General features: G+C 70.0%; 20 protein-coding genes. 14 read left to right on the top strand and 6 right to left on the bottom strand.

All coding sequences use genetic code 11. The annotated features are described in order from the left end of the window. The first annotated feature begins 54 nt into the window (after nucleotides 1-54). On the top strand, nucleotides 55-1,146 hold the full coding sequence (locus tag ACFQVD_RS31350) for a hypothetical protein (RefSeq protein WP_343970650.1): 1,092 nt from the start codon (nucleotides 55-57) through the stop codon (nucleotides 1,144-1,146). A gap of 135 nt (nucleotides 1,147-1,281) precedes the next feature. Here ACFQVD_RS31350 and ACFQVD_RS31355 read toward each other — a convergent pair whose 3' ends face one another. After that, a complete protein-coding gene (locus ACFQVD_RS31355) occupies nucleotides 1,282-1,869 on the bottom strand; it encodes a hypothetical protein (RefSeq protein WP_343970647.1) in 588 nt (195 codons plus the stop codon). Nucleotides 1,870-1,993: 124 nt separating this feature from the next. Here ACFQVD_RS31355 and ACFQVD_RS31360 point away from each other — a divergent pair, with 124 nt between their 5' ends. From ACFQVD_RS31360 to ACFQVD_RS31370, 3 genes are read left to right on the top strand one after another with little or no spacing between them, the layout of a single operon-like run. Beyond that, nucleotides 1,994-2,662, top strand: a complete 669-nt coding sequence (locus ACFQVD_RS31360; protein ID WP_343970644.1) for a response regulator transcription factor — start codon at nucleotides 1,994-1,996, stop codon at nucleotides 2,660-2,662. 2 nt (nucleotides 2,663-2,664) lie between these two features. Beyond that, entirely contained in the window at nucleotides 2,665-4,032 is a 1,368-nt protein-coding gene (locus tag ACFQVD_RS31365) for a sensor histidine kinase (RefSeq protein ID WP_343970641.1), read from the top strand. Nucleotides 4,033-4,072: 40 nt separating this feature from the next. After that, a complete protein-coding gene (locus tag ACFQVD_RS31370) occupies nucleotides 4,073-4,483 on the top strand; it encodes a Rieske (2Fe-2S) protein (RefSeq protein ID WP_343970638.1) in 411 nt (136 codons plus the stop codon). A 129-nt stretch (nucleotides 4,484-4,612) separates the two neighbouring features. Here ACFQVD_RS31370 and ACFQVD_RS31375 read toward each other — a convergent pair whose 3' ends face one another. Continuing rightward, nucleotides 4,613-4,936, bottom strand: coding sequence for a hypothetical protein (locus tag ACFQVD_RS31375; protein ID WP_343970635.1), 324 nt, complete (start codon nucleotides 4,934-4,936; stop codon nucleotides 4,613-4,615). A gap of 225 nt (nucleotides 4,937-5,161) precedes the next feature. On the opposite strand from ACFQVD_RS31375, the gene ACFQVD_RS31380 reads away from it, so the two are divergent. Next, complete coding sequence (locus ACFQVD_RS31380) at nucleotides 5,162-6,034, top strand: L,D-transpeptidase family protein (protein ID WP_343970632.1); 873 nt, start codon at nucleotides 5,162-5,164, stop codon at nucleotides 6,032-6,034. A gap of 51 nt (nucleotides 6,035-6,085) precedes the next feature. On the opposite strand, the gene pip is transcribed toward ACFQVD_RS31380, so the two are convergent. Both pip and ACFQVD_RS31390 read right to left on the bottom strand, forming a co-directional pair. After that, entirely contained in the window at nucleotides 6,086-7,072 is a 987-nt protein-coding gene (pip, locus tag ACFQVD_RS31385) for a prolyl aminopeptidase (protein WP_425580428.1), read from the bottom strand. Between the two features lie 104 nt (nucleotides 7,073-7,176). Then, nucleotides 7,177-8,055 carry an SCO6745 family protein gene (locus tag ACFQVD_RS31390; protein ID WP_343970626.1) on the bottom strand — a complete coding sequence of 293 codons (879 nt, stop codon included), beginning with the start codon at nucleotides 8,053-8,055 and terminating at the stop codon, nucleotides 7,177-7,179. 39 nt (nucleotides 8,056-8,094) lie between these two features. Here ACFQVD_RS31390 and ACFQVD_RS31395 point away from each other — a divergent pair, with 39 nt between their 5' ends. The 7 genes from ACFQVD_RS31395 (at nucleotide 8,095) to ACFQVD_RS31425 (ending at nucleotide 12,744) form a co-directional block, all read left to right on the top strand. Then, nucleotides 8,095-8,742, top strand: a complete 648-nt coding sequence (locus ACFQVD_RS31395; RefSeq protein ID WP_343970623.1) for a CGNR zinc finger domain-containing protein — start codon at nucleotides 8,095-8,097, stop codon at nucleotides 8,740-8,742. Nucleotides 8,743-8,839: 97 nt separating this feature from the next. Further along, nucleotides 8,840-9,163, top strand: a complete 324-nt coding sequence (locus ACFQVD_RS31400; RefSeq protein ID WP_343970620.1) for a hypothetical protein — start codon at nucleotides 8,840-8,842, stop codon at nucleotides 9,161-9,163. Nucleotides 9,164-9,270: 107 nt separating this feature from the next. Then, the gene (locus ACFQVD_RS31405) at nucleotides 9,271-9,603 is read left to right on the top strand and encodes a YnfA family protein (RefSeq protein ID WP_343970617.1); all 333 of its coding nucleotides are present in this window, start codon (nucleotides 9,271-9,273) and stop codon (nucleotides 9,601-9,603) included. Between the two features lie 79 nt (nucleotides 9,604-9,682). Further along, the gene (locus tag ACFQVD_RS31410) at nucleotides 9,683-9,931 is read left to right on the top strand and encodes a cell division protein SepF (protein ID WP_343970614.1); all 249 of its coding nucleotides are present in this window, start codon (nucleotides 9,683-9,685) and stop codon (nucleotides 9,929-9,931) included. Nucleotides 9,932-10,108: 177 nt separating this feature from the next. Next, nucleotides 10,109-10,597: a MarR family winged helix-turn-helix transcriptional regulator gene (locus tag ACFQVD_RS31415; RefSeq protein ID WP_343970611.1), complete on the top strand. Its 489-nt coding sequence runs from the start codon at nucleotides 10,109-10,111 to the stop codon at nucleotides 10,595-10,597. A 73-nt stretch (nucleotides 10,598-10,670) separates the two neighbouring features. After that, nucleotides 10,671-12,146: an MFS transporter gene (locus ACFQVD_RS31420; protein ID WP_343970608.1), complete on the top strand. Its 1,476-nt coding sequence runs from the start codon at nucleotides 10,671-10,673 to the stop codon at nucleotides 12,144-12,146. A gap of 196 nt (nucleotides 12,147-12,342) precedes the next feature. Beyond that, on the top strand, nucleotides 12,343-12,744 hold the full coding sequence (locus tag ACFQVD_RS31425) for an SSI family serine proteinase inhibitor (RefSeq protein WP_364154872.1): 402 nt from the start codon (nucleotides 12,343-12,345) through the stop codon (nucleotides 12,742-12,744). A gap of 19 nt (nucleotides 12,745-12,763) precedes the next feature. Here the strand turns inward: ACFQVD_RS31425 and ACFQVD_RS31430 are convergent, their stop codons facing one another. Next, nucleotides 12,764-13,615 (bottom strand): DUF72 domain-containing protein, encoded by an 852-nt coding sequence (locus tag ACFQVD_RS31430; protein ID WP_343970602.1) that lies wholly within the window; start codon nucleotides 13,613-13,615, stop codon nucleotides 12,764-12,766. A 77-nt stretch (nucleotides 13,616-13,692) separates the two neighbouring features. After that, nucleotides 13,693-16,380 carry a helix-turn-helix transcriptional regulator gene (locus ACFQVD_RS31435; RefSeq protein WP_343970599.1) on the bottom strand — a complete coding sequence of 896 codons (2,688 nt, stop codon included), beginning with the start codon at nucleotides 16,378-16,380 and terminating at the stop codon, nucleotides 13,693-13,695. A gap of 98 nt (nucleotides 16,381-16,478) precedes the next feature. Here ACFQVD_RS31435 and ACFQVD_RS31440 point away from each other — a divergent pair, with 98 nt between their 5' ends. Next, a complete protein-coding gene (locus ACFQVD_RS31440; RefSeq protein ID WP_343970597.1) occupies nucleotides 16,479-16,886 on the top strand; it encodes a hypothetical protein in 408 nt (135 codons plus the stop codon). Between the two features lie 147 nt (nucleotides 16,887-17,033). Continuing rightward, entirely contained in the window at nucleotides 17,034-17,807 is a 774-nt protein-coding gene (locus ACFQVD_RS31445) for a class I SAM-dependent methyltransferase (RefSeq protein WP_343970594.1), read from the top strand. The last annotated feature ends 5 nt before the right edge of the window (nucleotides 17,808-17,812 follow it).

A 17,812-nucleotide genomic window follows, 5' to 3' on the forward strand; every position in this document is an offset into this window, starting at 1 on the left:
ACCGATCCACCAAGCGCTTGTTAGAACGTGTTCCTGGGACAGAAGGAGCACCCGATGACGCTGTCGCCCCTCGACGACCATCCCGTACACCAGTCACCCGAGGTGATGCGGCACGTCACGACCTCGGACCGCAACTTCTACGACCGGTACTACTTCAACTGTCACGCCGGATCCGACGAGTTGATGCTCATCGTCGGCCTCGGGCAGTATCCCAACCTCGGGGTCACCGACGCGTTCGCCTGCGTGCGCCACCGGAACCTGCACCGCGTGGTCCGGGCCTCCCGGGAACTCGGCGACGACCGGATGGACACCCGGGTCGGCCCGTTCCGGGTCGAGGTGATCGAGGGGCTCCGGCGGCTGCGGGTGGTGCTCGACCCCACCGAGCACGGCCTCTCCTTCGACCTCACCTGGGAGGGCACCATCCCGGCCACGCTGGAACCCCGGCACTTCCTACGCCGGCAGGAGCGCGTGGTGTTCGACTCCTCCCGGCTGGCCCAGACCGGCAGGTGGAGTGGGCACATACTGATCGGCGACGAGCGCGTCGAGGTCACCCCCGACCGCTGGCAGGGCACCCGTGACCGCTCGTGGGGCATCCGCCCGGTCGGCGAGCCCGAACCGCCCGGCATCCAGGCCCGCGACGCCGGCACCTTCTACTGGCTCTACACCCCGATCCAGTTCGACGACCACGCCATCCTGTGCATCGTCCAGGAGGACGAGAAGGGCCGCCGGGTACTGGAGGAGGCGGTGCGGGTGTGGGGGTTCGGCACCCCGAGACAGGGCGAGGAGGAGTATCTCGGCCGTCCCGAGTACCGTCCGACGTACGCGGAGGGCACCCGGGACGTACGAGAGGCGACGATCTCCTTCTCTCCGCCGGGTGGCAAGCCCTTCGACGTGCACTGCACTCCGATCCTCCCGGTGCACCTGATGGTGGGCACCGGATATGGCCTGGAACCGGACTGGAGGCACGGCATGTACCAGGGGCCGGAACCGGTGGTCCAGGGCGTCACCCACACCCTTCCGGAGGACGCCGCCGCAATGTGGGGCCTGGTCGACGCGGTCGGCCGCTTCTCCTACGACGGCCACGTCGGTTACGGCCTGTACGAGTACTGGGCCCTGGGCCCGCACCCGACCTTCCCCGAGGGCTGAACCGCGCGGCCCCCGACGCGGCACGGTCCGCCAGGACGCCTCCCGGTCGTCCCGGTCGGCTGCGAACCGGCCGGGGTCACTCCCGCACGGGTTTCCCCGGCCGGCTCGCAGGTCTTTGGGATCACCCCCGCGGGACTACTCCTTCGTGGCCTTGGCGCAGGTGACGACGGGCGCGTCCCCGGAGGGCGTGCTCATGACTTTGACCGCGACATCTCCGGGCCCCTCGGCCCGCTCGGCCCCCTCGACCTTCTCGGTCCTCTTGGCCCCCTCGACCCTCTCGGGAACGGCCTCGGAGGTCACGGTCACCGCCCCGGCCTCCGGAGCCCCGGGGGCAGCGGTCCCCGAGGGAGCCGCCATGACCTTGAAGTCCTTGACGAGAGTCACGCCCTCGGAAAGCGGGAGGAGATCCTTCGCGTCCTCCCCTTCCGCCCGGGCGCCCCTGAAGACCTTGACATGGCCGCTCGGCGCCGCGGCCTCGCCGGCCCGTCCCGAGGGCACGGCGGGCACGGCGGGCGACGCTCCGGCCTTCTCCAACTCCTTGATCTCGGCCTCGGTCAGCCGGCGCGTCGTCAGGGTCGCCTGTCCGCCGCCCTCGCACTGGATCTGTACCGTGCCCTCCATGGGAGCGGGCGTGGGCGTGTCGTCGGCACTGGCGGCCCCGGTCAGGGTGGCCATCAGTGCCCCCGCTGTCACCACGGCGGCGGCGAGCATGCGGATACGCATGGGCATTCTCCTTGTCAGGCGGATCTGGAGATCACAGATTCCCGCCCCCTGCCTGAACCCAGGCTGAAGGCGGCAGAAGTCATCTTCAGGTTGGCTTTAGGCGGGGTGCGGCACTCTGAGCGGTATGCGTGTGCTGCTGGTTGAGGACGAGAAACGTCTGGCCCATCTGCTCAAGGACGGGCTGGCGGGCGAGGGGTTCGCCGTCGACGTGACGTACGACGGACGCGACGGGTTGTGGATGGCGACCGAGAACCCGTACGACGTGATCGTGCTGGACGTCATGCTGCCCCGGATGAACGGCTACACCGTCTGCGCCAGGCTCCGCGACGCGGAGAACTGGACGCCGATCCTGATGCTCACCGCCAAGGACGGGGTGCACGACGAGGCCGAGGCCCTGGACACCGGCGCGGACGACTTCCTGTCCAAGCCGTTCTCCTACGTGGTGCTGCTGGCCCGGCTGCGCGCGCTGGTACGCCGGGGCGGCCACGCCAGACCGGTGTCCATCGCGGTCGGCGACCTGACCGTCGATCCCGCGGGGCTCCGCTGCCGCCGCGGGGAGGTGGACATCCCCCTCACCCCCAAGGAGTTCGCGGTGCTGCACGGCCTGGCGCGCCGGCAGGGCGAGGTGGTCTCCAAGAGCGAGCTGCTGGCCCAGGCCTGGGATTTCTCCTACGACGGCGATCCGAACATCGTGGAGGTCTACATCAGCGCGCTGCGCCGCAAGATCGACGCTCCGTTCGGCCGCTCGTCGCTGGTGACGGTGCGCGGCGCCGGCTACCGGCTGGAGGCCTGAGGATGGCGTCGCGCCTTTCGGTGCGGCTCCGGGCGACCCTCGCGGCCACCGCCATCGTCGCGGTCGCGCTGGGCGTGGCGGCCGCGGTGCTCGTCGGTGTGCTGACCGGGAGCCTGACACGGAGCGCCTCCAACGAGGCCGCCCGCCGCGCCGATGCCACCGCCGAGGTGCTCACCGGCGGCGTGACGGTCTTCAGGGAGCCCGCGGACAGTGTCGCTCTCACGGAAACGTCCCTCCTCGACCCCGATGTCAAGATCTTTGCGTACCCCGTATCGCCGGCCTCCGAGCTTTCGGCCTGGAGATCGACCGCCACCCCGGCGCCCAGGAGAAAGACCCCGGGAACCGTGCGGGACTTTCGGAGCAGTACCGCGCCACAGCCCGCCGAGGCAGCGCAGTGGGCGCCCGGCGATGCCTTCGCCCTGGCCACAACGCCCGTGGACACCGCCGACGGCGTGCTGGTCGTGCAGGCCAGGGCGTCGCTGGAGCCGACGGGAGACGCGCTGCGGGCGCTGTGGGGCCTGCTGCTGCCCGGCATCCCCGCGCTGCTCCTGCTGGTCGCCGTCCTGACCTGGCTCGCCGTCGGCCGGGCACTGGCCCCGGTTTCGGCCATCCGCACCGAGATGGCCGACATCACCGCCAACGACCTGCACCGGCGGGTCCCCGTACCGCGGTCGCGCGACGAGATCGCCCGCCTCGCCGAGACCATGAACCGCACGCTCGACCGCCTCGAACTGGCGGTCAGCCGGCACAAGCGCTTCGTCGCCGACGCCGCCCACGAGCTCCGCAGCCCGCTGGCCATCCTGAGGACACGTCTTGAGCTGGCGCCGCCGGGGCCGCTGGCGGCCGAGGCGCTGACCGACGTGGAGCGGATCCAGGCGCTCACCTCCGACCTCCTGCTGCTCGCCCGCCTGGACGCGGCGGAGCCCGCCTGCCACGAGGAGGTGGACCTCGGCCAGGTGACCGCCGAGGAGGCGGCCCGGTCGCGGCCCAGGCCGGAGATCAGGGTGACGCTGGAGGTGGCGGCCGACACGGTGGTCCTCGGCTCTGCCGGGCAGTTGCGCCGTCTGGTGGCCAACCTGGTGGACAACGCCGTACGTCACGCGAACTCCACGGTCACCGTCCGGCTGGCATCCGACGGTGGTGAGGCGGTGCTCGACGTGTGCGACGACGGCCCCGGCATCCCCGCCGAGCACCACGAGGCGGTCTTCGACAGGTTCACCCGGCTGGACGAGGCCAGGGACAGGGACGCGGGCGGATCGGGCCTCGGGCTGGCCATCGCCAGGGACATCGCGGTACGGCACGGCGGCAGCCTGCGCATCGCCGGGGAGGACCGCGGAGCCTGCCTGCAGGCCCGCTTTCCTGTGATATGAACCACACACGTGATCCATTCGTCTCCCCGGGAGGCCCACCATGCCCACCCCCACCCGTCGATTAATGATCTTCCGAGGTCTCGCGGGCGGCGCCGCCGCCGCGATCGCGTCGGCCGTCGCGTGGGTACGCCCGGCCGAGGCGGCCGAGGAGGCCGGGGAGACCGCCGGTCCCGTGCTCGCCAGGACCAGCAGCATCCCCGTCGGCGGCGGCCGGATCATCAACGGCAGATGGGTGGTCACCCAGCCCGTCAAGGGCACCTTCCGCGCCTTCAGCGCCAAATGCACCCACCAGGGCTGCGCGGTCGCCACCATTCGCGGCGGAACCATCAACTGTCCCTGCCACGGCAGCAGGTTCCGGATCGCCGACGGCTCGGTGGCCAGGGGGCCGGCCGGTCGACCGCTGGCCCGCAGGAAGATCAAGATCTCCAAGGGCGTCATCCGGCTCGGCTGATCGGCCGGTGCTCCCCTGGACCCCGCACGGGGATGTCTTCATGACGTTCGTGAGCATCCCCGTGCGCCCCGGAGGGGCGCATCCGGCGTTCTCCGGCTCTGCGGATCCGGTACCGGAAACGCCGTGCGTTCAGAGCAGGCGTGTCCGGCAGCCCAGTTCGTCGCCGATCCGCCGGAGCCCCGCGGTGAAGCCGTCGCTCGCGCTCCTGTCGAGGCCGAAGAAGAAGCGGTTGGCGAGCGGCACGCCGCACCGTCCCCGGGCCGCGACGTTGCGGACCCGGTGGGTGAGCAGGGCGCCCTCCGAGTGCGGCTCGACGGCGTACTCCCCGCGGTACCACCAGCCGCCCTGGAAGGCGATGGTGTGTTCGGGTACCTCGACGGTCATGGTGTGTGTCGGCGTGCTGAGGGTGAACCGCTCCGGGCCGCCCGCCACGACGCCGCCGTGCTCCGCCACAGGATCGGCCGGTACGGTGCGGCGCGCCGTTCACACCCAATGCCCCGGAAATATCTTACAAATATCTCTAAAATCACCTTATCTCGCTGCCTTAAAACATATATCTGCTTTCTCGGGAAAGTCTCTTCACACTAACCGTCGGGTCGCACACGGCGGTATAAGTCTTACTTTCTGGCAAGCGGCATTAGAGGGTTGATCATCACTGTCAGCGGATAGACGTCACATATGCGAAGCACCGTCCGCCGTGCCCTGGTCACAGGCATCATCTTCGCCCTGGCCGCGACCCTGCCCGCCGGCGTCGCGCACGCCGCGATCGACCCCTCCCCGAATTTCCAGCAGGCCCCCCTTCCCGACCAATTCACGATCCTCAAAATGGGCAGCCGGGGAATCGAGGTGCATAATGCAAAGAAAAGACTTAGAGATCTGGGTTTCCCCCCGGGAAATCTCAGCTCCACGTACGATTCCGCGCTGCGCATGACCGTATGGGCCTTCCAGAAGGCCAACGGGCTGAGGCCCGTCGACAGGATCGACCTGCCGACCTGGCAGGCCCTCCTGCGCCCCAGGCGCATCAGGCCCCTGGTGGGATACGGCGGGTCCGAGCGGACCGAGATCGACCTGCGACGCCAGCTCCTCACGGTGTGGCGGGGAGGGAAACCCGTGCTGGTGACCCATATCTCGACCGGTGCCCGCAGGTCGTACTGCGAGAAGGGCCACTGCGGGTTCGCCGACACCCCGGTCGGCGACTACCGGGTCGGAGCGCGGGTCCCCGGCTGGTCCACCGGGGTCCTGGGATCGATGTTCTACTCCGTCTACTTCAACGGTGGCATCGCCGTCCACGGCTCCACCCTCGTTCCCCGCTTCCCCGCCTCCCACGGATGCGTCCGGGTCCCGCTGCACAACGCCGTCCCCCTCTACCGGCTCCTCCAGCCGGGTGATCCGGTGTACGTCCGCCGCCCCGAGGTCCGGGTCGAACGCCGCCCGGAGGCTCACCCGGAACGACCCCGGCGAATCCCCAGGGCTCGGCACCCCGAGGTCCCCCGTGACCCACGCGGACGCGCCACGTCCGCACGTCCCGCGCACGGCCCGCGGGGAAGGTGAGACCTCAGCCCGCCCACCGTCCCGTACCGGTGGTGCCGGCCTTCCGCGTGCTCAGCCGGCGAAGGCGTCGAGGGCTGAGAGGATCTCCGTCCTGAACGTGTCGCTGCCGGTGTGCCCGGAGTCCTCGACCACGACCAGCCGGGCGTCGGGCCAGGCCTGAGCGAGTTGCCATGGCGTGTCGAGCGGTCCGCCCAGGTCCAGGCGACCGTGGACGAGTACGCCGGGGATCCCGGCCAGCCGTCCGGCCTCGCGCAGCAGGATCCCCTCCTCCAGCCAGGCGGCGTTGGAGAAGTAGTGCGCGCAGATCCGCACGAAGGCCAGCAGGGCGGCGGGGGGCCGGCCGCTGTAGGCGTTCGGTGTGCCGTTGGGCTCCAGGGAGACCACCGCGTCCTCCCACGCGGTCCAGTCGTGCGCCGCCCTGGCCCGCACCTCGGGGTCGGGGTCGGCCATGAGTCGTGCGTAGGCCGCGAGCAGATCACCGTCGCGGTCGGCCTCGGGGACTCCCCGCCTGAACCGCTCCCACTCCTCGGGAAAGAACCGCCCGACCCCCCGGTAGAGCCAGTCGATCTCGGAGCGGCGCGTCATCGTGACGCCGGCGACGACCATCTCCGACACCCGCTCGGGGTGGGTCTCGGCGTAGGCGAGCATCAGCGTGGAGCCCCACGATCCGCCGTACAGCAACCACCGGTCGATGCCGAGGTGCTCGCGCAGGCGCTCCATGTCGGCGACCAGATGATGGGTGGTGTTGGTGCTCAGGTCGGTCGCGGGGTCGCCGGCGTGCGGCAGGCTGCGGCCACAGTTGCGCTGGTCGAACAGGACGACCCGGTACCGCGAGGGATCGAAGAGGCGACGGTGGCCGGGCCTGCACCCCGACCCGGGACCGCCGTGGACGACGACCGCGGGCTTGCCCGCGGGGTTGCCGCAGACCTCCCAGTAGACGAGGTTGTCGTCACCGGTGTCGAGCAGGCCGTGCTCGTGGGGCTCGATAGGGGGGTACAAGGCGAGTTCCTCTCCGGAGATATGACGGCACTGGTACATTGCGGCGGCGGCCGAGCTGGAGGTGGAACCGCCCTACCCGCTGAGCAGGCGACCGATGCGGGACAGGATCGCCGGGGCGGTCGACCTGCAGACCGGGCCGTCCCCTATTCCGGCGCCCGCACGCTGCCGATGCCCAGGGTGCTGACCATAGGCAGCATCCCCGACTCGAACACCGCGCCCAGCAGAGGCCGGTTGAGCAGGGCCAGCCGTTGGGCCGACTCGGCCCCGAGCGCGCGCCACGGTCCGGCGGCCAGCTCGTCGGTGATCCGCTCGACCTGGTCACGGAGCGCCCGGCCCGCCGGGGTGGCGCTCCCCTCCGCGTCGACCAGGCCACGGACGGCCAGCCGGTCACGGGCCGCCGCCCACTCCTCGTCGCTCCAGCCGCGGCCTGCGAAGTTGCTCACCGGTGCGGCCCCGATGGCGGCGAACGAGACCAGCGCCTCGCACCCGTCCAGTCCCGCGGTCGCCAGGGCTGCCAGGTGCCCGTCGCCCCTGTGTTCGCGCAGCACGGTGCAGGCCTGCCAGAGCGCCAGGTGTGGCTCCTCGGACCAGGGCAGATCAAGGTTGGCGGCGGCCAGGGGGCGGTGGACGACCTCGACGCTCTCGGCGGCCCTGACGGCCAACTCGGCCGCCTCGGCCAGTTCGGGCGTGGCGACCTTGTCACCGAGGAGGGTGCGCAAGGTGCGGTCCACCGCCCGCGACCGGGCCTGGAGCACCGCCTCGGGCCGCGCCGTGGCCCAGATGCCCGGCACGTGCTCGGCGACGGCCGCCGGGCTGAAGCTGTAGTAGGTGCCGGTGACCAGCTTCGGCCCGGCGGCGCCGAGCGGCGCGGTGCGCCAGGCGAAGTAGCTCGGCCAGCGTGACTCGACGTCGTAGCCGAGCCGTGCCGCCTCGTCGAAAGCCTCGGGGGAGAAATAGAGCGACGCGTGCACCGGCTCGATCTGGTGCCACATCTGCCGTGCCAGCTTGGAGAACTCCGACATCACAAGCCCCGTTCATCACTATCTATGTAGAATATGACAGTGACAGTAGATCCCTGGCGCATCACTCGTCAACCCCAAATAGACAGTTACGTCGGTAGCAGGATCGAGTTGGCCGCTCTTCTGGTCAACCGCCTCACCGTCACCTCGGCGCACGGCCGCGAGGTCACGCCACCGGCCTCAGGCGCCGAGCGACTGGCCGCGATCGGCGAGGAGAGCGTCGTGACCGACCGGGCTCCCCGTGCCCTCACCGTCGCCGAGGCGGATCGGCTGGCCGGGATCGCCGCCCGGCTACGGCCGGCGTTCGGCGCGGGCGAGTCCATCACCGAGGTCGCGACCGCACTCAACGACCTGCTGGTACGGCACGCCGCCGTCCCCAGCCTGCACGTCGATCCGGGTCGGCCACACCGGCTGGCCTTCCACCGGCCCGACGCGCCCCTCGTGGACGCGTGGGCGGCAGACATGGGCACGGCACTGGCCATGGTCATCGGCGTCGGCCAGGCCACCCGGCTCGGCGCCTGCCAGGCCGACGGGTGCGACCTGGTCTTCTTCGACACCACCCGCAACGGCTCGCGCAGATTCTGCGACCTGTCCTGCCAGAACCGGGCCAAGGCCAGCGCCTACCGCGCCAGACGGCACGCCGCCCGCCACCCCGCGCAGGACGCGGCGTCCAGCACCGACCTCGGGTAGCGGCAGGAGTTGCATCCTGTACCCCGGTACAGGCTTACCTTCGGGGTGCGGGCGGCTCGCGGCGGAGACGGGCGGCCTTGGCGCCAGGGAGGAACCCATGGAGTGGGCACCGGCCGAATGCGCGCTTCCGACCGAGGAGCGGCCGTTGCGGGTGGCGGAGTTCGACGAGCTCTTCGCCACCGCGCTGCGCGGGCTGGAGCGGGTGGGACCCGCTCACCTGCGGCTCAGACTGGAGGGCGGAGAGCGGACCGTACTCGACCTGACGGCCAGGGAGACGGAGTGCTGCGCGTTCTTCACCTTCACCCTCACCGCCGACGGCGAGGAGCTGACCCTGGACATCGAGGTGCCCCCGGTTCGTTCGAGAGTGCTCGACGGCCTGGCGGTCCGGGCGATCGAGGCGGCTCCCCGGTGCGGCTCATGAGCGGGAAGTGGCTGCGTACCGGCGTGGTCGCTCCGCCGCCGGAGGCGAATCGCAGAATCCGCCGGCACCGGCTGTGGCTGCCAGGACCACCGCGTACAGTCACGGTCGTGACCGTCGCCCGATCCCTCCTGCTGTTCGCGATCGCCGCACTCGCCGAGATCGGCGGGGCCTGGCTGGTCTGGCAGGGAGTCAGAGAACAGCGCGGGCTGCTCTGGATCGGGACCGGATTCGTCGCCCTGGGCCTGTACGGGCTGGTGGCCACCTTCCAGCCCGACGCCAACTTCGGCCGCATCCTCGCCGCCTACGGAGGCGTGTTCGTCGCGGGCTCGCTGATCTGGGGCATGGTGGTGGACAGGTTCCAGCCCGACCGCTGGGACATCATCGGGGCCGCCGTCTGCCTGCTCGGCGTGCTGGTCATCATGTACGCCCCGCGGAGGTGACCGGAATCTCCACCGCGACGCGCGGCCACCGATTCAGTAGACGACTTGACGGTCACCGTGGGCGGTGGAGACTGATGCGGTGATTAAAACACTGTGTCCCCGCGACTACAGCGAGGCCATCTACGTGGGGCATTTCTTTCGTACCGGCACCCCCGTGGTGATGGACCTCACCAAGCTGCCGGACAGCGAGGCCAAGCAGTTCGTGGATTTCGCCGCCGGCCTGGTGTTCGGCAGGGGCGGGAATATGGACCGCCTGTCTCCGAAGGTGTTCCTGCTGATGCCTCGCGGAATGGCCGAACGATCATCGGCAGCTCACGAGGCGCACTAGACCGCCGGCCCGGGTCGCGGGAAATGCATTGATCACCGTACGGACGCTCTCTCGCTGACCATCGAGAACGAACTTTTCCGTCAGGCACAGCGATCACTTGGTGGCCGTCGACGAACCGGGAACAAAAGCGCCCATTCACAGATAATCCAGAACGGGACTAATTGCTATGCTGGAGATATGACCGCCATGGCACCCGCCCGCACCGAGCCCGATCTGTCGTTCCTGCTGGACCATGCCGGTCACGCGTTGAGAACCCGGATGGCGGCGGCGCTCGCCGAGATCGGCCTGACGCCACGGATGCACTGCGTGCTGGTTCACGCCCTGGAAGAGGAGCGCACCCAGATCCAGCTCGCCGAGATCGGCGACATGGACAAGACCACGATGGTGGTCACGGTCGACGCCCTGGAGGAGGCCGGGCTCGCCGAGCGCCGCCCGTCCAGCACGGACCGGCGGGCCCGCATCATCTCGGTCACCGAGAAGGGCGCCGAGGCCGCCCGGCGGAGCCAGCAGATCGTCGACGGCGTACACAGGGCCGCACTGGACGCACTGGACGCGGATGAGGCCGAGGTGCTGGTACGTGCCATGAATCGCCTGGTGCAGGGCCATCTGGCCGCCCCCGTCGAGGCACCACAGGCGGCCCGGCGGGCACGGCAGCGCACAAGATAGACCCGAAAGGGATCGTCTACAACAAAACTATCTGTTACGGTCTCTCCTGTTCCCCTTCGAACAGGAGACGGTCATGTCGTACACCTCACCCTCGCCCCAATCATCCCGATCACGCTGGTCGGCACTCGCCGTACTGTCCGCCTCAGCACTGATGACGATCCTGGACGGCAGCATCGTGACCGTGGCGATGCCGGCCATCCAGCGGGATCTGGGCTTCTCGCCCGCCGAGCTCAGCTGGACCGTCAACGCGTACCTCATCCCCTTCGGCGGCCTCCTCCTGCTGGCCGGTCGGCTGGGCGACCTCATCGGCCGCAAGACCATGTTCCTGGCGGGCAACGCGGTCTTCACCGTCGCGTCGCTGCTGGCCGGAGCGGCCGCCGGGCCCGGCATGCTGATCGCCGCCCGCTTCCTGCAGGGCATCGGCAGCGCCATGGCCTCCGCGGTCGTGCTGGGCATCCTGGTGACGCTGTTCACCGAGGCCAAAGAGCGCGCGAAGGCGATCGGCGTCTTCAGCTTCACCGGTGCCGCCGGAGCCTCGATCGGCCAGGTTCTGGGCGGGGTTCTCACCGACGCGCTCAGCTGGCACTGGATCTTCTTCATCAACCTGCCCATCGGACTGGCCACGATCGCGCTGGCGATCAGGGCGCTGCCAGGCGAGCGGGGGGCAGGACTCGCCGCCGGGGCCGACGTCCTCGGCGCCGTACTGGTCACCGGCGGACTGATGCTGGGCGTCTACACCGTGGTCAAGATCGAGCAGTATGGCTGGCTCGCGACGCACACCCTCGGCTTCGGCGCGGTGTCGCTCGCCCTGCTGGCCGCGTTCTTCATCCGTCAGGCGACCGCGAGGACCCCGCTGATGCCTTTGCGGATCTTCCGTTCGCGCAACGTCTCCGGCGCCAACCTGGCCCAGATGCTGGCGGTGTCCGCCATGTTCGCCTTCCAGATCCTCGTCGCGCTCTACCTGCAGAAGGTCCTCGGCTACGGCGCGCTCGACACCGGCCTGGCGATGCTCCCCGCGGCGGTGGCCATCGGCGGCGTGTCCCTGTTCGTCTCCGCCCGGCTCAACACCCGCTTCGGTGAGCGCGCCGTCCTGCTGGCGGGCCTGGCGCTGCTGTTCGGCGCGATGGTCTGGCTCACCCGTGTCCCGGTCGACGCGGACTACGTCACCGACCTGCTCCCGGTGATGCTGCTCATCGCGGGTGGCGGGTTGATGCTCCCCGCGCTGGCCGCACTCGGCATGTCCGGCGCCAAGGCCGATGACGCGGGCGTGGCGTCCGGGCTGTTCAACACCACCCAGCAGGTCGGCATGGCCACCGGCGTCGCGGTACTGTCCACGCTGGCCGCCTCGCGTACCGAGGGGCTGCTGTCCGCCGGCGAGAGCCGGGCTGCCGCGCTGACCGGCGGCTACCAACTGGCCTTCGGCACCGCCGCCGCTCTGCTCGCGGCCGCCTTCATCGTCGCGCTCATCGTGCTGCGGCAACCCAGGCCGGACACCGCCCCCCGGCACGAGTCCTCCGACGCACCGGCGGTCCGGTCCGGAATCGCCTGATCACCACCGCGACCTGTTCAGCCCCGGCTTTACCCCACTCGCGGAATCTTGACCAGCACCTGGAGGGTCGGTACTCGGCTTCCATGTCACCGCTGGTCACGCTGGGAGCGTCGAACACCGCGTGAGCTGAGAGAGTTGGGCTGTAATGAGGCGGCTTACAGAATGGATGGTTCTCGGTTCGGCGGTCCTCGGTGCGATGGCCGCGCTCAGCGCGTCACCTGCCGGCGCTGATTCACTCGGTGACCCCAGGCCAGGCATATCTGAGATATCGGGAGATGAGTTCTCAGCCCGGGCGCTGGTGCTGACGCTCACCCAGGGGTCGACCACCCTGCCGTCGACTCGGACGGTGGTGTTGCAGTGTTCACCGGTCGGCGGAGGGACGCACCCGAGGGCGCGGGAGGCGTGCGCGGCTCTGGAACCCGCGAGTGGCGACGTGCGTAAGTTCAAGCCCGCGACGGGGTTGATCTGCCCGCTGATCTATGAGCCGGTGACGGTGTCGGCGGTCGGTGTGTGGAAGAGCCGGTTCACCATGTCCTCTCAGACCTTCGGGAACAGCTGCCAGATGCGCAATGCGCTCGGAGTCGTGGGCGGCTTCTGACCACGGTGAACCTGTGCGGTCAGAAGAGGGTCAGCGGCTCGGCCGGCATGGGCTCGGGCAGCGGCTCGACCTCGGGCAGCCGGGCCCGTACGTCGTCGTGAAAACGACGGGCGAGCATCGGCGCGTCGGCGTTGTCGGGGGTATGGATGAACACGGTCGGCGAGCGGCCTTCGCGTAGCCATTCGGTGACCGTGTCGATCCACTGCCGCCAGCCCTCGATCGTGCGCTCCGTGGCGTCCCGGCCGAGGTAGCGCACGATCGGACGGTCGGTGAGCGCGACCGACCGGCGCGGCACACGCGGTTTCTTCGTCCACGCGTCTCGTTCGGCGTCACTGGTCGGAGGGCTCTGGAAGAGGGTGACGGTGTCGAAGGGAACCCATTCGGCACCGACGCCGGCGAGAACCCTTTCGAGAAACCGTCCAGATCGCTCGTCCTCGAAGAACGCGCGGTGGCGGACCTCGACGGCGTATCTGTACGAGCGGGGAAGTCCGCGAAGAAAGCCCGCCAGGGTGCCGAGGTCGGTCGGAGCGAATGATCCCGGCAACTGGACCCAGAGGGCGTGAGCGCGAGGCCCGAGTGGCTCGATCGCCTCCAGGAACGACCGAAGTTCCTCCTCGACTCCGGTGAGGCGGCCCTCGTGCGTGATCGTCCTGGGCAGCTTGACCACCAGGCGGAAGTCCGGGCCGGTCTGCCGCGCCCACGACTCCACCGTGCTTCTCGCCGGTGTCGCGTAGAACGTCGTGTTGCCCTCCACCGCGTTGCACCAGGTCGCGTAGGCCCGCAGGCGTTCTCCGACCGGGAGCGGATGAGGCAGAAAACGCCCCTGCCATGACTTGAGAGTCCACATCGCGCATCCCACATGAAGCCGCATGACCTCGACGTTATCCAAGGCCGGTAGGAGAAAGAACCGGCAGCAGGGCTGGGAGGACTCCCCATCCGGGTGGACGATCAGTCGGGCACCCGTGAGGACCGGGCGACGGTTGCCAACTGGGATCGGGAGGTGATCCCCAGCTTGGGGAACGCCTTGTAGAGGTGATAGCCGACGGTCCGCGGGCTGAGGAAAAGCTGGGCGGCGATGTCGCGGTTGGAGGCGCCATTGGCCGCCAGCCGTACGACCTGGCGCTCCCTGGGGGTGAGCACGCTGAGCGGGTCGTCGGCCTTGCGCGGCGCTGCCGGAACGTCTCCGGTCGCGCGCAGCTCCACCCGGGCGCGCTCGGCCCACGGCTCCGCGCCGAGCCGGTCGAAGATCTCCAGTGCGCCGCGCAGTTGCGACCGGGCATCCGCTCGCCGCCGTGCCCGTCGTAGCCACTCGCCGTAGGCGAGTCGCGTCCTCGCCTGCTCGTACGGCTGACCGGCTGCCTCATGGCAGCGCACGGCATGCGCGAAGTGCGCCTCGTCCCCCTCGACGAGGGCACGGCAGCGCAGCGCGATCGCGTTGGGTGACGGCTGACGGACGTGCCGCGCCCAGGCCAGGTATCGGGCGAGCGGCTCCTTCGCCCGCTCCGGCCGACCGGCGCGAACGGCCGCCTCGACCTGGTCGGCGGCGGAGAGGACGGCGATGCCCGTCAGTGAGATGGCCTCCAACTGCCGGAGGGCGGCGTCCGGGCGGCCCAGGCCGAGTTCGAGCAGGCCGAGTGCCCAGCGTCCGATGGCCGCGGCAAGGGCCTGTCCTTGGCCGTCGGCCCTCGCGATGCCCTCCTCGGCGGTCGCTCGGCACCTCTCCACGTCCCCTTGGTGGGCGAGCACCCATCCGAGAGAGCACATGAGGTGACTGACCCGGTGCTCATGGCCCAGGTCCACCGCCAGTCGCAGCCCTGCGTCCAGAGCCGCCCTGGCCTCGCCGTACCGGCAGAGCCACCCCTGCGCGAGGCCATGATCCTGGAACGCGAAGGCGAGCCAGCCGATCATTCCGCTCTTCTGGCACTCCGCCACGATCTGACCGGTGATCTCCTCGTAGTGGACGGCACGGCCCAGCGGAAGGCACAGAGAGGCTGTGAAGGTCAGCCCGGGCACCCCCAGTCCGGCGAGCGCGTGTCCGTCGACCGCCTCGCCCATGAACCTGGCCCCCTCTTCGATGTCACCGCTCAGCAGGCGGGTCAGCCCTAGTGCCCCGCTGACCAGTGGCGAGCCGGTCTCGGGAAGCGCGCGGAGGCTCGCGGCCGCCTCCTCGGCCAGCCGTGCGTCACCGGCGAACCAGGCGCAGCGGACGGTCTCCACCAGTAGCCAGGTGGCCCACTCCGAGGAGCGAGCCGCCACCCGGGGAACGCCGTCCAGGATGATCCGGCCTGCTGCGAGCGGTGTGCCCAGCTCGAATTCGCGATGGGCGCGCACCTGGATCAGCGCGGTGATCACATCGGGGTCGTCCACATCGGACGTGACCCTGTCGGCGAGCGCGGCGGCGCGGCCCATCAGTCCGGCGTCACTCGCCGCCAACGAGGCGGCGGCCAGCCGTCCGGATCGTCGTACCGGATCGGCGGTGAGCTCGGCGGCTCGCTCGTAGGCGGCCGCGCTCGCGGCGTAGCCGCTGCGGGTACGTGCCCGTTCCGCCGCTTCCCCCAGCTCCCGTGCGACTCCCTCGTCAGATCCGAGCACGGCGGCGGCCAGGTGCCACGCCCGCCGGTCGGCCGCATCCACAGCGGCCGAGCCGGTGAGGGCGTCGGCGAGGGCCCGATGTACGGCAAGGCGCCGAGTGACCGGCGCGCTCTGGTAGGCGGCCGACCTGATCAGGGGATGACGGAAGCCGATGGTCGTCCCCCTTATCTCGATCAGGCGGCTCCGCTCGGCTGACTCAAGGCCCTGCAGGGAGGCGCCCGCGGCCGCCACCGTCTCAAGCTCGCCGGAACCGTCCGCCGCCGCGATCAGCAACGCGGTCCGCGCCGGCTCGGAAAGCGCGGCTATCTGTCTTTGGAACGCCTCCCGAACTCGATCGGCGACGGGCATCGCACCCACCGGCGACAATCGTCCCGCCCGCTGTTCCGCGGTGAGCGCGGCAGGCAGCTCGACAAGCGCCAGGGGGTTGCCGTCCGATTCCTCGATGAGACGTTCTCGCACCTGCGGTGGCAGGTCGGCGGGAAGCAGGGCGGCGGCGGCCGCACTGTCCAACCCACCCAGCCGGAGCTCGGGCAGCCCCGCGGCGTGGAAACCCGCGCGGGCGGCGAAGATCATAACGACACCTTCGGCCTCAAGGCGGCGGGCGGCGAACACCAGCGCGTCGATGGACGCCCGGTCGAACCACTGCGCGTCGTCGATGAGGCAGAGCAGCGCGCCATCCTCTGCGAGTTCGGAGAGAAGACTCAGCGTGGCCAGCCCGACCAGGAACCGGTTTTCCGGCGCGATGTCGCCCAGGCCCAGGGCTCCGCTGAGCGCGGCGGCCTGCGCATCGGGCAGTGCGCGGATCCGGTCGAGCCCGGTGCGAAGAAGCAGATGAAGCGCGGCGAAGGGCAACTCGGCCTCGGATTCGATGCCGACACCGCGCAGCACTCTCATGTCTTCCGCTCGCGTGGCGGCATAGCGCAGCAGCGCCGACTTACCGATCCCCGCCTGACCCCGAATGACAAGGGCCCCGCTCTGGCCGGCCCTGGCCTCCGCCAGGAGCCGTTCGATGTCCGTTTGTTCGCTGGATCGCCCGTACAACACGGTCAGGAACCTACCGTCACGATGACTGATTCGGGGTGGCGCGGACCTGCGTAACTTCGTGATCACATGCACGTCAGCACCACGAAGGGATCTTCGAAATGGCCACCATCGCCGGCACCGTCAGGACCACCGACGCCAAGCTGCTCCGCTTCGCTCTCAGGCTGGACGCGATGGGCACGGGCGCCAACGGAGCCGTCTACCTCGTCGTCGCGGCGATCTTCGGCGAGATGTTCGGCCTCCCCGCCGTCTTCCTCTACCCGATCGGCGCGTTCCTGGTCGCTTTCGCGGCCGCCGTGTTCTTCCTCGCCTCGCGGCCGACGGTGAGCAGGGCCGCCGTGGGCGTCGTGATGGCCGTCAACATCGCCTGGGTGGCCGCGAGCGCGGAACTGCTCATCGCCGGCTGGTTCCCGCTGACCGGTCTGGGCACCGCGCTGGTGATCGCACAGGCGGTAGTGGTCGCCGGCTTCACCGGCCTGCAGTTCGCCGGCCTTCGCAAGGCCGCGTGAACCCGCCGCGATCCAACAGAGGCCGGCGTCGTGTCCCGGCCGATGCTTGACAGGATCCGAGGCGCAGCGGCTCGCGCGTACGTTCGCGACCCGCGGGGTCACAAAATCATTGGACAGCGCGTACCCCCCGTGGCGATCGTTGGAGGCATGCGACAGGAGGAGATCTGGGACGTCGACACCGCCCGGCGCTATGACACGCCGGGCATCGGCATGTTCGCGCCCGAGGTGCTGGGGCCGGCCCTGGACCGCCTCTCCGAACTCGCGGGCGACGGGCAGGCGCTCGAGTTCGCCATCGGAACCGGCCGTGTGGCCGTCCCGCTCACCGAGCGGGGGGTGCCGGTCACCGGCATCGAGCTGTCACCTCCGATGATCGACCAACTGCGAACGAAAGTGGACGAAGCGACGATCCCGGTAGTCGTCGGCGACATGGCGACCGCCGTCGCCCCGGGGAAGTACACGCTCGTCTACCTCGTCTACAACACGATTTCGAACCTGCTCAGCCAGGCCGAGCAGGTCGCGTGCTTCCGCAACGCCGCCCGTCACCTCATACCCGGCGGCCGGTTCGTGATCGAGCTCTGGGTGCCTGAACTGCGCAAGCTCCCACCGGGTCAGCAGGCCACGGTGTGGCATTCCGGGCCCGGCTACATCGGTCTGGACACCTACGACGTTCTGCGTCAACACGTCGTGTCGCACCACTTCACATTCGACGAGAGCAGGCAGGCCCAGCTGTTCCGCAGCCCGCACCGCTACATCTGGCCGGCCGAACTCGACCTCATGGCTCAGTTGGCCGGATTCGAGCTGGAGAGCAGGCACGCGGACTGGGCCGGGGCCGACTTCACCGCCGAGTCGCGTTCCCACGTGTCCGTCTACCGCATCCCGCCGGACCACCAGCGTCGTCCGAGTACGCGACAGCGGACGTGAGCCGG

It is taken from the genome of Streptosporangium amethystogenes subsp. fukuiense (assembly GCF_042665875.1).
Classification (GTDB): domain Bacteria; phylum Actinomycetota; class Actinomycetes; order Streptosporangiales; family Streptosporangiaceae; genus Streptosporangium; species Streptosporangium fukuiense.

Excerpts from the sequence above, each read along its gene's own strand:
- ACFQVD_RS31370 (WP_343970638.1), top strand. The coding sequence starts at position 4,073 with ATGCCCACCCCCACCCGTCGATTAATGATCTTCCGAGGTCTCGCGGGC.
- ACFQVD_RS31365 (WP_343970641.1), top strand. The coding sequence starts at position 2,665 with ATGGCGTCGCGCCTTTCGGTGCGGCTCCGGGCGACCCTCGCGGCCACC.
- ACFQVD_RS31420 (WP_343970608.1), top strand. The coding sequence starts at position 10,671 with ATGTCGTACACCTCACCCTCGCCCCAATCATCCCGATCACGCTGGTCG.
- ACFQVD_RS31355 (WP_343970647.1), bottom strand. The coding sequence starts at position 1,869 with ATGCGTATCCGCATGCTCGCCGCCGCCGTGGTGACAGCGGGGGCACTG.
- ACFQVD_RS31380 (WP_343970632.1), top strand. The coding sequence starts at position 5,162 with ATGCGAAGCACCGTCCGCCGTGCCCTGGTCACAGGCATCATCTTCGCC.
- ACFQVD_RS31440 (WP_343970597.1), top strand. The coding sequence starts at position 16,479 with ATGGCCACCATCGCCGGCACCGTCAGGACCACCGACGCCAAGCTGCTC.
- pip (WP_425580428.1), bottom strand. The coding sequence starts at position 7,072 with ATGTACCAGTGCCGTCATATCTCCGGAGAGGAACTCGCCTTGTACCCC.
- ACFQVD_RS31425 (WP_364154872.1), top strand. The coding sequence starts at position 12,343 with ATGGCCGCGCTCAGCGCGTCACCTGCCGGCGCTGATTCACTCGGTGAC.
- ACFQVD_RS31350 (WP_343970650.1), top strand. The coding sequence starts at position 55 with ATGACGCTGTCGCCCCTCGACGACCATCCCGTACACCAGTCACCCGAG.
- ACFQVD_RS31390 (WP_343970626.1), bottom strand. The coding sequence starts at position 8,055 with ATGTCGGAGTTCTCCAAGCTGGCACGGCAGATGTGGCACCAGATCGAG.
- ACFQVD_RS31430 (WP_343970602.1), bottom strand. The coding sequence starts at position 13,615 with ATGCGGCTTCATGTGGGATGCGCGATGTGGACTCTCAAGTCATGGCAG.
- ACFQVD_RS31360 (WP_343970644.1), top strand. The coding sequence starts at position 1,994 with ATGCGTGTGCTGCTGGTTGAGGACGAGAAACGTCTGGCCCATCTGCTC.
- ACFQVD_RS31445 (WP_343970594.1), top strand. The coding sequence starts at position 17,034 with ATGCGACAGGAGGAGATCTGGGACGTCGACACCGCCCGGCGCTATGAC.
- ACFQVD_RS31415 (WP_343970611.1), top strand. The coding sequence starts at position 10,109 with ATGACCGCCATGGCACCCGCCCGCACCGAGCCCGATCTGTCGTTCCTG.
- ACFQVD_RS31400 (WP_343970620.1), top strand. The coding sequence starts at position 8,840 with ATGGAGTGGGCACCGGCCGAATGCGCGCTTCCGACCGAGGAGCGGCCG.